We start from the raw sequence: 14,209 nt of genomic DNA on the forward strand, positions 1-14,209 counted from the left end.
GGATTGCGTTTCGTCTCGCTCCGCTCGCTCAACGAGCGGGGACGGTCACTGACCGCCGAAGCCGCTGGTGGCGACGCCCTTGACGATCTGCTTCTGGAACACGAGGAACACGGCGATCAGCGGCAGTGCCGCCAGCACGGCCTGCGCCATCACCTGCGCGTACTGCACGCCGTACGCGCTGATCACGGTCTGCAGTCCCACCGGAAGGGTCATCAGCGTGGTGTCGTTGATGACCAGGAACGGCCACAGGAAGTTGTTCCATGCGCCGATGAAGACGAAGATCGCGACGGATGCCAGGATGGGCCGCGACAGTGGCAGCACCACCGACCAGAACACCCGGAACCGGCTGGCGCCGTCCACGCGGGCGGCATCCTCGAGCTCGATCGGGACCGCGTCGAAGAACTTCTTCAGGATGAACACCATCGCCGGCACCACGACCTGCGGCAGGATCAGGCCCCAGGGAGTGTCCACCAGGTTGAAGGCGAGCATCTCGTAGAACAGCGGGATGATCAGCACCTGCGGCGGCACCACGATCGACGCGATGATCACGACGAACAGCCAGCGGCGTCCCTTGAACTCCAGCCGCGAGAAGGCGTACGCCGCGCCGGCCGAGATCGCCACCGTGATCAGGGTGATCACCGCGGCCGTCCACAGGCTGTTCCAGGCCCACACGTACACGTTGCCCTGGGACAGGATCGCCGTGAACGCGTCGGCGGTCGGCCCGCTCGGGCCGATCCAGCCGGGGTCGCCGGAGGCGGCATCCGTCTCGGTCTTGAACGCCGTCGCGACCGCCCACAGGAACGGCAGCAGCCAGCCGACGGCCATCAGGGCGAGGACGACGAAGGCGATGATGCGGCCGGCGCCGAAGCGGCGCGAGCCAGGCCGGCGCACGCGGTCGGATGCCGCGGCGGGGGCGATCAGAGTGCTGGTCGCGGTGGTCATCACGACTCCTTCCGACGGCGCGTGATCAGCGCCTGTGCGACGCCGAGGATGATGATGAGCGCGAAGAACACGTACGAGATCGCGGCCGAGTAGCCGAACCGGTATCCGACGAATCCGGTCTCGTAGATGTACTGCACGATCGAGCGGGTGGTGTCGCTCGAGAGGCCGCCGAGCATCTGATAGGCCTGATCGAACAGCTTCAGCGACGCGAGGATCTGCAGCAGCACGATCACTGCTGTGGCCGGTCCGAGCTGGGGAAGGGTGATCGACCAGAACTGCCGCCACGGGCCCGCGCCGTCCAGAGCAGCAGCCTCGTACTGCTGCGCCGGGATGTTCTGCATCGCGGCCAGGTAGAGCAGGAAGTTGAAGCCGACCGTCCACCAGACGGTGGCGATCACGATCGCCATCAGGTTGGTGTCGGGGTTCTGCAACCAGGCGATCGGCTCGAGGCCGATCGCCTTCAGGATGTTGTTCGCGGCACCGATCTGGGGGTTGAAGATCCACACCCAGATCTGCGAGATCACGGTGGACGCGAGCAGGTACGGCATGAAGAACGACAGGCGCCACAGCCACTGCCCGGGCAGCCCGCGGTCCACCAGCACGGCCATCACCAGCGCGATCAGCACCAGCGGCACGGTGGAGAGCACGGTGAACCAGGCGGTGTTGCCGAGCGCGCCCCACATGACGGGGTCGGTGAGCGCCTCGGCGTAGTTCGCGCCGCCGATGAGATCGCCGCCGGCGCCGGTGAGGGACTGATTCGTGAAGCTCAGGTAGAAGCCGTGCAGGATCGGCCAGGCCATGAACAGCACGAAGGCGATCAGGAACGGGGCCAGGAACGCCCAGCCGATCAGCGGCTCGTTGCGGCCGCCGGCGTGACGACGGCGGGGCGACGCGGGGCGGCCGGTGACGATGGTCGTGGTGGTCGGCGCGGTGACGGTCATGACCGGCTCCCTTCGGGGTCCGCAGGGTTGGGTTGGCTGAGGAAGCGGTTCACCCGCGCCTCGAACCGCGAGATCGCGGCTGCCGGGTCGGAGCCGCTCAGCAGCGCGGGCTGCGCGGCGGCGCCGAACTCGCCCTGGAAGTTCGAGCCCGACCCGGTGAACCAGGCCGGCGGGTCGTAGACGACGTAGCCTGCGGCCTCCGCGTAGTGCGCCTGCGGCAGCAGGTCCTGGTACTCGGGCGACTCGGTGATCGGCAGGTAGGCCGGGATGTGTCCGGCCGTGGCCCAGTCGAACGAGCCCTTCAGCATGTCCGCGACGAACTGGTAGGTCAGGTCGCGGTGCTGCTCGTCCGGGCGGGACTGGTGCGGCAGCACGAACGCGTGCGAGTCGGCGTAGGCGGCCCTGGTGCCGAAGATCGGCGGGATCGGCGCGACGTCGAACGGGATGCCGGCGTCCTGCATGGTGCGCAGCTCCCAGACGCCGGTGAGGAACAGGCCGCTCTTGCCGGTGGAGAACTCGGCGACCGCTGTGCCGTAGTCGCTCTGCTTCGCCGCGAGGGTGCCGTCGAGCAGGGTCTGCATGAAAGTGAGGGACTCGACGGCGACATCCGTGTCGATGTCGGCCGTGCCGCCCTCGGGGAGCTCCATCTCGGTGCCGTGCTGCGCGTAGAGCGTGTAGAACAGGCGCCACATCTGCGCGCCGTCGCCGAGGTAGCCGTACGAGAGGCCATGGCCGCCGGCGGCCTCGGCGACCGCCGCGACCATGTCGAGGAACTCCTCGGGCGAGCTCGCCTCCTTCAGGCGGCCGTCCGAGTCGAGCACGCCGGCCTTGCCGCAGATGTCGGTGTTGTACATCAGCACGAACGGGTGCGCGTCGAGGGCGATGCTGAGGTGCTTGCCGCCGACCTCGCCCTTCTGCCAGATCGGCTCGGGGAAGGTCTGCTCGTCGACGCCGAGCTCGGCCAGGCGGTCGAGATCCCAGGCATCCAGCAGACCGCCGGGTGCCCAGCCGAGCACCCGGGTGGCGTGCATGATCGCGACGTCGGGGGCGCGGCCGCCGGCCGCCGCCATCGCGAGCTTCGTGTAGTACGGCGTGCCCCAGGCGAGCACGGTGGGGCGGATGCGGTAGGCGTCCTGAGCCGTGTTCACGCCGTCGAGCAGCGACGACATGATCACGCCGTCACCGCCGGAGAGCAGATGCCAGAACTGCAGCGTCTGAGTACCGGAGGCGGTGGCGGCGGGGAGCAGCCGGCGAGCAGAGCCGCGCCGGCGGTGACGGCGGACGCGGTGAGGAACTGCCGCCGTGAGATATCCAACGGTGGTGTCATCGTCACTCCTTCGTGGACGATCGGGGGTTGCCGACATCATTACATCGATGAAATCGCTGGCGCAAGAGCTGGGCATGTTCCGGCTCTCACGAGGTCAGGACTGCGGGTGGTGGCCGCGCGGCGCGGCATCCGTGCTCTCGCGCAGGACGAGGCGATGCGGCACCGTGACCGACTGCACGGGGCCGGGGCGATCGTCGATGCGCGCGACCAGCCGGTCGACGGCGGCGTCCGCGAAGGCGGGGAGGTCGATGGCCACGGTGGTCAGCGGTGGCGAGGTGTACCGCGACACCTCGACGTCGTCGAAGCCGGTCACCAGCACTTGGGCAGGCACGTCGATGCCGTGGCGGCGCAGCACGTGCAGGGCGCCGGTCGCGAGCGAGTCGGTGAACGCGATGATCGCGTCGAACGCGACGCCCCGGCCGAGCAGCGTCTCGGTCGCGGTCACCCCGCCGGTCATCGTCCAGTCCGGATGGTTCACCTCCAGACGGGGGTCGAGCGGGATGCCGGCTTCGCCGAGTGCCCGACGCACGCCCTGCAGTCGCAGCCGGCTGGTCGCGGTCGCGAACGTGTTCTCGTCGTCGGCGCCGAGCACCGCGATCCGCCGCGCACCGCGGGAGAGCACATGCCTGGTCATCTCGGCGGCGCCGGCCACGCTGTCGATGCCGACGTGGTCGGTGCTGCGGTATTCGACCTCGCCGATCAGCACCACCGGGGGCAGATCGTCGCCTCCGACCGAGCTGTCCTCGAGGCGGATCGGGTTGAGGATCAGGCCGTCGACCAGGTGCGCGCGGGCACGGGAGAGCAGCTCGCGCTCCCGGCCCGGGTCCGCCCCGGTCTCCTCGATGTGCACGGCGAGACCGCGGCGGTGGGCCGCCTCGACGATGCGGTGCATGAGCTCTGACGAGAACGACGTGGCGAGGAACGGCAGGGCGACGGCGATCACGCCGGAGCGCCCGTTGCGCAGGCCGCGGGCGCTGAGGTTGGGCACGAAGTCCAGCTTGCGCATCGCCGCCTCGACTCGCTCCCTGGTGTCCTCGCGCACCGGGACGGCACCGGTCACGACGTTGGAGACGGTCTTCGCGGACACGCCGGCAAGGGATGCGACGTCTCGCATCGTCGCCCGCGCGCCCTGTGCCATGGGGCCAGCCTATGACGGTGCAGACCGCACCTGTATTACATCGTTGAGTCCAATCTTTCCCGGAGTGTGCGGCGGATCAACTCGTCGGCAGCCAGACCCGCATCGTCGACGGGCCGCGCAGCGCCCAGTCGTGGTACCGGATGAGCGCCACCTCCGACTCCTCGCCGGTGCTGCGGTTCGAGACCCGCACGCTGATGCGTCCGTCGGCGTCCACCGGTGTCGATGCCGGATCCAGCACGGCTTCGGCGATGTCGTCGCCGAAGTCGACGGACTCCAGGGCGAGCACCTCCGGCCCGCGCTCGATCGCCACACAGCCGCGCACCGCGTCGACGCGCGGATCCGGCGCGGTGATCCGGGGAGCGACCGGCAGGTCGAGCTCGACCGTGTCGCCGGCGCGGAACGCGCGCCGGATCGACACGGTGCCGGGGGCGGCATCCGTCGGCTCTTCCTCACCGACCCGCACCGTCGCGCCGGCCGCCCAGGAGGGCACTCGCAGGGTCAGCGTCCACTCCCCGTCCTCGGCGACCGTCACGCGCACCCGTCCGCCTTCCGGATACCCGGTGGAGACCCGGAAGGCGGAGACGGTGCCATCGGACAGTACGGTGCGCACGGACCCCGTGGCGTACTGGTGCAGCTGCACCCCGTCGTCGTCGGCGGTCGCGAAGTAGCCGGCGAGGCTCGCGAGAGTGCGGGCGACGTTTGGCGGGCAGCAGGAGACGTCGAACCACGCGGCCCGCAGCGACGAGGATGCACGAGGCGACGTGGCATCTCGATCCGCCGGCTGGGCCGGCGTGCGCTGATGCAGCGTGTTGGCGTAGTAGAAGGATCGGCCGTCAGGGGCGGGTGAGGTGGCGACGACGTTGAACAGCGTGCGCTCGATCAGGTCGGCGTATCGCGTATCGCCGGAGGCCAGCAGCAGCCGCCAGGAGAACATGATCGATCCGATGCTCGCGCACGTCTCGGAATAGGCGCGATCCGGCGGCAGCTCCCAGTCACCGCCGAAGGCCTCGTCTGAGTGGTGCGCCCCCTGCCCGCCGGTGATGTAGGTGCGGCGGTCGACGGTGCGGTCCCACTGCCGCCGCAGCGCCCGCAGCAGCTCGGCGTCTCCGGTCTCGACCGCGACATCAGTCGCGGCGGAGGCCAGATAGTTGGCGCGCACCGCGTGACCGCGCAGTGCCTCGGCGTCGCGCACTGGTATGTCGTCCTGGTAGTAGCTCCGACCGAACTCGATGTCGCGCAGTGTGTGCTCGCCGTGTCTGGCCACGAACAGCGCAGCCTGATCCAGGTATCGACGATCCCCGGTGAAGCGGCCCAGTTCGGCCAGGCCCACCTCGACCTCGGCGTGCCCGCAGATCGCGTGACGCCCCTGCTCGCCGAACTCGCGGCAGACGAGATCGGCCGCGCGCAGGGCGATGTCGAACAGGCCGTCGTCCGCGGTGGGACGGGTCCGGCCGCGAGCCACTGCGGCCTGGAACAGGTGGCCGAGGCAGTACAGCTCGTGGCCCCATTCCAGCTGAGACCATCGTTCGTCCTGGCCTGCCCGGCCGAACATCGTGTTCAGATAGCCGTCCGGCTCCTGGGCGGCGGCGACCCTGGCGACCACGGCACGGAAGCGCTCGTCCAGCGCCGGGTCTTCGGAGCGCCCGATCTCCCAGGCGAGTGCCTCCAGGTACTTGTAGACCTCGGAGTCGGAGAACTCCCGGCCACGGCGTCCGGCCGGCAGCGTGCCGGCGGCGGCGAGGTCGAAGTTCGGCAGCCACCCCTCGGACTCGAGCTTCGACTCGATGTGCGGCAGGGTGTTCGCGCCGTTGACGCGCTGGCGCTCGGCCCAGAATCCGTCGTCGATGCGCACCTCGTCGAGGCCGAGCGGGCGCAGGCGTCCGGTGGACGGCACGACGGGAGCGATCGTCGGGGTGGTGGTGAGGTGAGTCATGAGTCAGCCCTTGAATGCGCCCGACATGAAGCCGCGCACGTAGTGTCGTTGCAGGATCAGGAACAGCAGGATGCAGGGAAGGGCGAGCACGACCACGCCCGCCTCGGTGGCGCCGTAGTCGACGACGCCCTGCACCTGGCCGCGGAGGTTCGCGACGGCGAGGGGCAGCGTCATCCGGTTGCTGTCGTTGATGAGGATCAGCGGGGCCATGAAGTCGTTCCAGGCGGTGAGGAACGCGAACAGGCCGACGGTCACCAGCCCCGGCTTGACGGCGTGCAGCAGCACCCGCCACAGCGCACCCCAGCTGGAGCATCCGTCGACCATCGCCGCCTCGTCGAGCTCTTTCGGTATGGACTCGAACGAGATGCGCATCATGAACATCGAGAACGGCAGCTGGAACATCGTGATCACCAGCGCCACCCCCACCAGCGAGTTCTGCAGGCCGACGGCGTTCAGGATGACGTACAGCGGAATCAGCAGGGTGGCGTACGGCACCATCAGGATCGCCAGCGTGAGCAGGAACAGCGCGTTCTTGCCGGGGAACGAGAATCGCGCGAATGCGTATCCGCCCAGCAGCGAGATCGCCAGGGTCAGTACGACGGTGAGCACGGACACCACGGTCGAGTTCCACAGATAGACCCAGATGCCGGCCTGGTACTTCGTCAGCGCGGCGTAGTTGCCGAAGCCCCAGCCGTCGGTCTGGCTGGTGCCGGCGAGGGGGCTGACGCTGGACACGGCGGTCCAGATCAGCGGGTACAGGAAGATCAGCGCGAGTGCGCCGGTGAACACCCAGTACGGGATGCCGAAGGCCAGCGGCATCCGCCTGGTCGTGGCACGCGGCGCACCGGGGGCGACGATGGCCCGAGTGGTCTCGGGGACGGTGGTGGTCATGGGCTCAGCTCTCGTCCGAGCGGCCGAAGGCGCGCAGCTGGAAGACGTTGATGACGATGAGGGCGAGCAGCACGATGACCGACAGGGCGCCGGCGACACCGAGGTCGTTCTGCCCCTGGAAGGCGACGTTGTAGATGAGTTGCACGATGGTCATCGTGGAATTGTCGGGGCCGCCCTTGGTGAGGATGTAGAACTGCTCGAAAGCGAGCAGCGATCCGGTCACGCACATGATGGTGGTCAGGGCGAATGTGGGCCGCAGCAGCGGCACGGTGATGTCGCGGAAGGTCTGCCAGCGGCTCGCACCGTCGATGCGGGCCGCTTCGTAGACGTCCTCGGGGATGCCCTGCAGGCCCACCAGCATGAGCAGCATGTAGAAGCCCGCGTAGCGCCAGACGATCAGGAAGATCGTGGACCACAGCGCGCCGGTGGGTGTGCCGAGGAACGTGATCCCCCAGGACTTCATCAGGTCGGCGAACGGACCGGCGATCGGCGAGTACAGCACGTAGAACAGCAGTGAGGCGGATGCCAGTCCCAGCGCGCTCGGCACCAGGAACGCCGTGCGCAGGAAGCCCTTCCAGCGGGTGGACTCCTGCACGAACAGGGCGAGGCCGAGGCCGAGGGCGATGAGGATCACCGTCGTGATGACGGTGTACAGCAGGGTGAACCGGATCGAGTCCCAGAACAGGCGGTGCGTGACCGCGTCCTGATAGTTCTGCGGGAAGTTGATGCCCTGGTTGCCTCCAGCAGCGGCCAGTCCGAGGCCGACATCTGGAAGACGAGCAGCAGCGGGACGATGAAAAGGCAGGCGACGAAGATCGCGGTCGGCGCGGCGTAGAGCCAGCCCTGGACGGGGCCGCCGTAGCCGCGGCGTCGTCGCCGTGCGGTGCGGGTCGCCGTGCGCGCGGGCGCGGATGCGGTGAGTGTCATGTCGATCCAATCGGGGGAGTGCCGGGCGGAGCGGGGTGGACGGCCTGGCGGCCGTCCACCCTGGCAGATCACTGGCCGAGGACGGCGGTGATCTCCTCGTTGTCCGCGTCGACCGAGTCGGAGCCCTTGAGCACGGCGTTGCGCACGAGGGTCAGCCAGGGGCTGCCCGGTGCGTTGAACGCCTGCTGGAAGTTGAGCGCGACCGGGGTGTCGCCCTTGGCGGCGACCTCGTTGATGGTGACCATGCGCGGGTCCTTCGCCGCGTACTCGTTGTTCGCCAGGTCGCTGCGGGACACCGCGTTGTCGTCCTTGGCGAGCACGCCGACCTGGGCGTCCTCCGACATCATCCAGCTCAGGAAGTTCCACGCCTGCGCGGCCTTCTTCGAGTCCTTCGAGACGCCGATCCCGTCGCCGCCGACGAAAGTCGAGGCGCCGCCGTCGACACCGGGGATGCCGGCGACGCCAGCGTCGAAGGTGAGCGACGGCAGCAGCGTCGCAGGGAAGGGCATGACACCGACCTTGCCCTCACTGAACGCCGCGGTCCAGGTGGGGCCGGCCTCATCGGTCGAGCTGGGCAGCACGGCTCCGGCGTCCTCCAGTCCCTTCCAGGTGTCGTAGACGGCCTTGGCGGAGTCGCCGTCGAGCAGCGATTCGGTGCCGTCGTCGTTCATGACCTGGTCGCCGGACGCCCAGATCGACGGGAACCAGGTGAACACCAGGCATCCGCCGCAGTTCAGCCCGGTGGCGGTGCCGTAGGTGTCCGGCTTGTTCAGCGCCTGCACCTTCTTCGCCGCCTCGGCGAACTCGTCCAGCGTGGCCGGTGCCTCCTCGGGGTCGAGACCGGCCTCGGTGAAGAGCTCCTTGTTCCACATCAGCATCGACAGGTCGAGCACGAACGGGAGCACGTACTCCTTCTCGTCGAGCGTGCCGGCGGTGAGGTGGCCCTGGTTGATCTGGTCCTTGTAGTCGAGGCCGTCGATCTGCTTCGTCAGGTCGGTGAACAGGCCCTGCTTCACCCAGTTCGGCACGTACACGATGTCGGCGGCGAACAGGTCAGGCAGACCGCCGGATCCTGCGGCGGCGCCGACCTTCGCGACGTAGTCGTCGTTGGGGACGACCGTGAGCTCGACCTGGTTCTTGTGCGAGCCGTTGTACGCCTCGACCAGAAGCTTGGCCTGCCGCTCCAGGGGCGCACGGGTCCACAGGGTGAGCGTGGAACCGTCGTCTGTGCCGTCGCCGCTGATCGGTGCGGCGGCGTTGTCGTCGGATGCCGGCGCACAGGCGGCGAGGCTGCCCGCGAGCAGACCCGCTGCGATGAGTGCGGCGGCGCCGCGGTGCAGGCGGCGCTTTCCGGTGATGTGCATGTGAGATCTCCTCTGGCTCTTCCTTGAGTGGGCGCAGTGGCTTCGCACCGCCATGGCTTCGAAATCTACGAAAACCCTTTCGGTAGGTATATCGTGACGTTCTGCGGATCGTCAAGACCGAGTCCGATAACCTTTCAGCAACGGGGGAGTGCGAATGGCAGAAGCATCCACGGCGCGGCCGGTGACCCTGGGCGATGTCGCGGCCCGCGCCGGCGTCTCACTCGCCACGGCATCCAAGGCGCTCAACGATCGTGGCGACGTCGCCGCGGCGACCAGGGCGCGCGTGATGGCAGTGGCCGACGAGCTGTCCTTCACTCCCAACGCCATGGCCAGGGGGCTTCTCGCCGGACGCACCGGCACCGTCGGCCTGCTCACCGGCGACCTCGAGGGCCGGTTCATGCTGCCGATCCTGATGGGTGCCGAGGACGCGTTCGGCGCCGGCCGGATCAACGTCTTCCTGTGCGATGCGCGCGGCGACGCAATCCGCGAGCAGCATCACCTGAAGGAGCTGCTCAGCCGCAGGGTGGACGGCATCATCGTGGTGGGCAGGCAGACCGACCCCCGGCCCTCGCTGGGGCAGTCCATTCCCGTCCCCGTGGTCTACGCCTACGCCCCGTCGGACGATCCGCGCGACCTCTCCCTGACGCCGGACAATGTCAGCGGTGGCCGACTCGCGATCGAGCATCTGCTCGCCTGCGGACGCACCCGCATCGCTCACATCTCCGGCGACCCCACCTACGCCGCGGCGCAGGATCGGCTCACCGGCGCGCGCGCCGCCCTCGCGGATGCCGGGCTGGAGCTGGTCGGCGACCCGATGTTCTCGGAGTGGAGCGAGCCGTGGGGACGGGACGCCGCGGCCCTGCTGCTGCAGCGGCATCCCGACATCGACGCGATCTTCTGCGGCTCGGATCAGATCGCCCGGGGTGTGCTCGACTCGGCGCGTGATCTCGGTCGCGCCGTGCCGGACGATCTGGCGGTGATCGGTTACGACAACTGGGAGATACTGGTGCAGAACTCCCGCCCTGAACTGACCTCGATCGACGCCAACCTGCAGGAGCTCGGCCGCCGCGCCGCGCAGAAGGTGTTCGAGGCGATCGACGGCACCGACATCGGCTCAGGGGTGCGGCATCTGCCGGTGCGGCTCGCCATCCGCGGGTCCACCATCCCGCGCCGCTGACCGCCGCGCGTCACATCGCCGCGTCGGTGCCCACGTGATCGCGCCAGCTGTGCCGCGGCTCGTAGTCGAGCATCCGCCGCGCCTTCGCGATCGAGAGCAGCGTCTCGTGCTCGGTGACCGGGCGCGACAGCGGCACCCCGGGGAAGACCTCGGCGAGCAGCTCGGAGTTCGGGCGGGACATCACCGTGTCGGCCGCCGCGATGATGAAGCTCTCGAAGCCCGGTCCTGCGGTCGCCAGCGCGCGCTCGACGGCCTGCGCGCCGTCGCGCGCGTCGATGTAGCCCCACAGGTTCCACTTGCGCGCCGTCGCGTCGGCGTCGAAGGAAGGGAAGGCGGCGTAGTCCTCGGGCGTCATCACATTCGAGAACCGCAGCGCGGTGATCGACAGGCCGGGGTTCCACCGGACCAGTTCCACAGCCATGCGCTCCTCGAGCGTCTTCACCAGCGAGTACACCGATTCGGGTCGCGGCGGGTACTCCTCGTCGACCGGCACGTACGGCGGAGGCGTGTCGAACGGCAGGCCGAGCACGGTCTCGCTGGACGCGTACACGATGCGTTCGACGCCCAGCCGCGCCGCGGCCCAGAACACGTTGAACGTCGCCGGCATGTTGTTGTGGAAGGTGGCGACGTCGCTGCGGATGCCCGGTGCAGGGATCGCGCCGAGATGCACGACGGCGTCGACGCCGTCGTGCCGGTCGCCGACCGCGGTGAGGGCGTCGATCACCTGTCCGTAGTCGGTCAGGTCGACCTGCACGAAGTCGGGGCCGCGGTCGCCGGCGACGTCCATGCCGATGACGCGATGGCCGCTCGCGCGCAGTTCGCGGACGACGACGGCTCCGAGCTTGCCGGAAGATCCGGTGAGGGCGATGCGCATGAGATCACCCTGGCACGCGGTGGGCGATGGTGCATCCCGGCGACGCGGATGCAGGTCCGGCTGCTCGATTGCGGCTCGCACATTGTGCTCGGTAACATCGGCGTAGCCCGGGTCGACGGAGGTGCGCATGGCGAACGTCGGCTCTGACAAGCCCAGCATCCGTCAGGTGGCGGAGATCGCCGGTGTGTCCCACATGACGGTGTCCCGGGTGCTCAACGACCACCCGAACATCAAGCCCGACACGCGACGGCGCGTGCTCGAGGCCATCGAGGAGCTCGACTACCGGCCCAATCTCGTCGCCCGCGCCCTCGCCACCCAGCGCACGCGGCGCATCGGCGTGATCATCGAGAGTCCGGTGTCGTTCGGCCCCACCAGCGTGCTCCGCGCGGTCGAGCTCGCCGCCAGGGAGGCCGACTACTCGGTGACGGCCATCGCCCTGCATGACGGGGACCACCTCTCGCCGCAGGATGCGGTCGACAACCTCGTCACCCAGGGTGTCGACGCGCTCTGCGTGATCGCTCCGCGCTCGTCGTCGGTCGCGGCGCTGAGACGCACCTCGCTGAACGTCCCGATGCTCGTCGTCAAGGCCGACGCCGACCCGACGTTTCTCACCGTCTCGATCGATCAGCACGCCGGGACGACGCTCGTCGTCGATCACCTGGTGGCCCTCGGGCACCGCGACATCCTGCACATCGCCGGTCCGCTCGACTGGCTGGACGCGCGCGCTCGCGAGCGGGCCTTCCACAGCAGGGCAAAGTCGTGGGGCATCCGCGAGCGTCCGATCGTCGTGGGCGACTGGACGCCCGACTTCACCTACGATTTCGCGATGGGCCTGAAGCGGCTGCCCGACTACACCGCGATCTTCGTGGCCAACGACGACATGGCCATCGGCCTCATCCACGGTCTGCATGACAAGGGCTTCGAGGTGCCGCGCGACCTCAGCGTGGTCGGCTTCGACGACATCCCCCTCGCCCGGCACTTCCTGCCGCCGCTGACGACCGTGCGGCAGGACTTCGGTGCGCTGGGCTCATCGGTCGTGCAGATGCTGACAGCGGCGATCGAGGGGCGCGATATCCCCGCGCTCACCCGCATCCCGACCGAGCTCGTGCCGCGCGAATCCTCGGCGGCACCACGGGCGGTGGGGTGATGGAGCCCGTCACCGAACCGCTGATCGAGATGGCGAGGATCACCGTCGATCTCCCCGGTGTGCGTGCCCTCGACGCGGTGGACTTCCGGATGTTCCCAGGAGAGGTGCACGCCGTCATGGGCGAGAACGGCGCGGGCAAGTCCACGCTGGTCGGCGTGCTCACCGGCACCCGCGAACCGCTTGCCGGCATCCTGCGGGTGGCCGGGGAGGAGCGTCGCTTCGCCGGTGTCGCCGACGCCCGCGCCGCCGGCATCGCGGCCGTGTTCCAGGAGACGCAGCTGGCGCCCAACCTCAGCGTCGCCGAGAACGTGATGCTGGGCCGCGAGCGCCGCGAACCGCTCGGCATCTCGTGGCGGCGCACCCGATCGCACGCTGCGGCCGCGCTGGCGCGCCTCGGGCTCGACGATCTCGACCCGCGCCTGCCGCTGTCGATGCTGTCGCCGGCGCAGAAGCAACTCGTGGCGTTCGCCCGCGCCGTCGTCGACGACCCTCGCGTGCTGGTACTCGACGAGCCGACCTCGAGCCTGGATCAGGCCGAGGTCGACGTGCTGATGCGGGTGATCCGCGGGCAGCGTGAGCGCGGCGTCGCGATCCTGTTCGTCTCGCACTTCCTCGAGCAGGCGTTCGCCATCAGCGACCGGATGACGGTGCTGCGCGGCGGTCGCAGGATCGGCGAGCATCTCACCCGCGATCTGGAACGGGCCGACCTGATCTCGCAGATGCTCGGCAAGGACATCGAGAGCCTGCGGGCCCTGAAGTCCGAGCGTCGTGCGCATCACTACATGGCCGACGGGGAGCCCGCGCTGCAGGCGACCGGTGTCGCCAGACGAGGCGAGCTCGACCGGATGGACGTCGAGCTGTACCGGGGCGAGATCATCGGGCTGGCCGGGCTGCGAGGATCCGGACGCACGGAACTGGCGTCACTGCTGGGCGGTGGGCTGCGGGCCGACGGCGGCGAGATCTGGGTGGACGGCGAACGCGTCGATCTGCGCAGCCCGTCGACCGCGCTGCGCCACCGCATCTCGATGACCACCGAGGACCGTCGCGCCCAGGGGATCATTCCGGAGCTGAACGCACGGGAGAACATCCTCCTCTCGATCCAGGCGCTCCGCGGCTGGTCACGCCCGCTCTCGGCGTCCGAGAGGGCTGCGCTGGTGGACACCTACGTCGAGGCGCTGCATCTCGATCCGGCCGACCTCGACCGGCCTGCAGGACAGCTCTCCGGCGGCACCCAGCAGAAGCTGCTGCTGGCGCGTGCCCTTGCGGTGCGTCCGCACGTGCTGATCCTCGACGAGCCGACCCGCGGCATCGACGTCTCGGCCAAACTCGACATCCAGCGCCGCATCGCGCAGCTGGCCGCCGACGGCGTGGCCGTGGTGTTCGTCTCGTCGGAACTCGAAGAGGTGGTGCGACTGAGCGACCGCATCCTCGTGCTGAAGGACCGCGAGAAGATCGGCGAGCTCAGCAACGGTCCTGGCGTGACCGTCGACACCGTCGTCGAGATGATCGCGGCGGACTCGGGGCGTATCGACTCCTTGTGACCGGTAA

The 14,209-nt window shown here is 69.1% G+C and carries 12 protein-coding genes; 3 read left to right on the forward strand and 9 right to left on the reverse strand.

The window, feature by feature from the left end; all coding sequences use genetic code 11:
• Positions 1-45: 45 nt before the first annotated feature.
• From L2X99_RS16855 to L2X99_RS16900, 8 genes are all read right to left on the reverse strand, one after another.
• Positions 46-942, reverse strand: a complete 897-nt coding sequence (locus tag L2X99_RS16855) for a carbohydrate ABC transporter permease (RefSeq protein ID WP_236125745.1) — start codon at positions 940-942, stop codon at positions 46-48.
• Positions 942-1,883, reverse strand: coding sequence for a carbohydrate ABC transporter permease (locus L2X99_RS16860; RefSeq protein ID WP_236125744.1), 942 nt, complete (start codon positions 1,881-1,883; stop codon positions 942-944). Before L2X99_RS16860 ends, L2X99_RS16855 begins: the two co-directional genes overlap by 1 nt.
• Positions 1,880-3,250: an extracellular solute-binding protein gene (locus L2X99_RS16865; protein ID WP_442923465.1), complete on the reverse strand. Its 1,371-nt coding sequence runs from the start codon at positions 3,248-3,250 to the stop codon at positions 1,880-1,882. Before L2X99_RS16865 ends, L2X99_RS16860 begins: the two co-directional genes overlap by 4 nt.
• A 54-nt stretch (positions 3,251-3,304) precedes the next feature.
• A complete protein-coding gene (locus L2X99_RS16880; RefSeq protein ID WP_236125742.1) occupies positions 3,305-4,348 on the reverse strand; it encodes a LacI family DNA-binding transcriptional regulator in 1,044 nt (347 codons plus the stop codon).
• Between the two features lie 76 nt (positions 4,349-4,424).
• Complete coding sequence (locus L2X99_RS16885) at positions 4,425-6,281, reverse strand: glycoside hydrolase family 127 protein (protein WP_236135436.1); 1,857 nt, start codon at positions 6,279-6,281, stop codon at positions 4,425-4,427.
• 3 nt (positions 6,282-6,284) lie between these two features.
• The gene (locus L2X99_RS16890; RefSeq protein ID WP_236135437.1) at positions 6,285-7,172 is read right to left on the reverse strand and encodes a carbohydrate ABC transporter permease; all 888 of its coding nucleotides are present in this window, start codon (positions 7,170-7,172) and stop codon (positions 6,285-6,287) included.
• Positions 7,173-7,176: 4 nt separating this feature from the next.
• Entirely contained in the window at positions 7,177-8,109 is a 933-nt protein-coding gene (locus tag L2X99_RS16895; RefSeq protein ID WP_236135438.1) for a carbohydrate ABC transporter permease, read from the reverse strand.
• 58 nt (positions 8,110-8,167) lie between these two features.
• The gene (locus tag L2X99_RS16900; RefSeq protein WP_236125738.1) at positions 8,168-9,463 is read right to left on the reverse strand and encodes an ABC transporter substrate-binding protein; all 1,296 of its coding nucleotides are present in this window, start codon (positions 9,461-9,463) and stop codon (positions 8,168-8,170) included.
• A gap of 154 nt (positions 9,464-9,617) precedes the next feature.
• Between L2X99_RS16900 and L2X99_RS16905 the strand changes: the two genes are divergently transcribed.
• On the forward strand, positions 9,618-10,640 hold the full coding sequence (locus tag L2X99_RS16905) for a LacI family DNA-binding transcriptional regulator (RefSeq protein ID WP_236125737.1): 1,023 nt from the start codon (positions 9,618-9,620) through the stop codon (positions 10,638-10,640).
• 10 nt (positions 10,641-10,650) lie between these two features.
• On the opposite strand, the gene L2X99_RS16910 is transcribed toward L2X99_RS16905, so the two are convergent.
• Complete coding sequence (locus tag L2X99_RS16910) at positions 10,651-11,514, reverse strand: NAD-dependent epimerase/dehydratase family protein (RefSeq protein WP_236125736.1); 864 nt, start codon at positions 11,512-11,514, stop codon at positions 10,651-10,653.
• A 127-nt stretch (positions 11,515-11,641) separates the two neighbouring features.
• On the opposite strand from L2X99_RS16910, the gene L2X99_RS16915 reads away from it, so the two are divergent.
• Both L2X99_RS16915 and L2X99_RS16920 read left to right on the forward strand, forming a co-directional pair.
• Positions 11,642-12,661, forward strand: coding sequence for a LacI family DNA-binding transcriptional regulator (locus tag L2X99_RS16915; RefSeq protein ID WP_236125735.1), 1,020 nt, complete (start codon positions 11,642-11,644; stop codon positions 12,659-12,661).
• A complete protein-coding gene (locus L2X99_RS16920) occupies positions 12,661-14,202 on the forward strand; it encodes a sugar ABC transporter ATP-binding protein (protein ID WP_236125734.1) in 1,542 nt (513 codons plus the stop codon). The genes L2X99_RS16915 and L2X99_RS16920 overlap by 1 nt, the downstream gene beginning before the upstream one ends.
• Positions 14,203-14,209: the final 7 nt, after the last annotated feature.

Source organism: Microbacterium sp. KUDC0406, from assembly GCF_021582875.1.
In the GTDB taxonomy this organism is placed as follows: Bacteria; Actinomycetota; Actinomycetes; order Actinomycetales; family Microbacteriaceae; genus Microbacterium.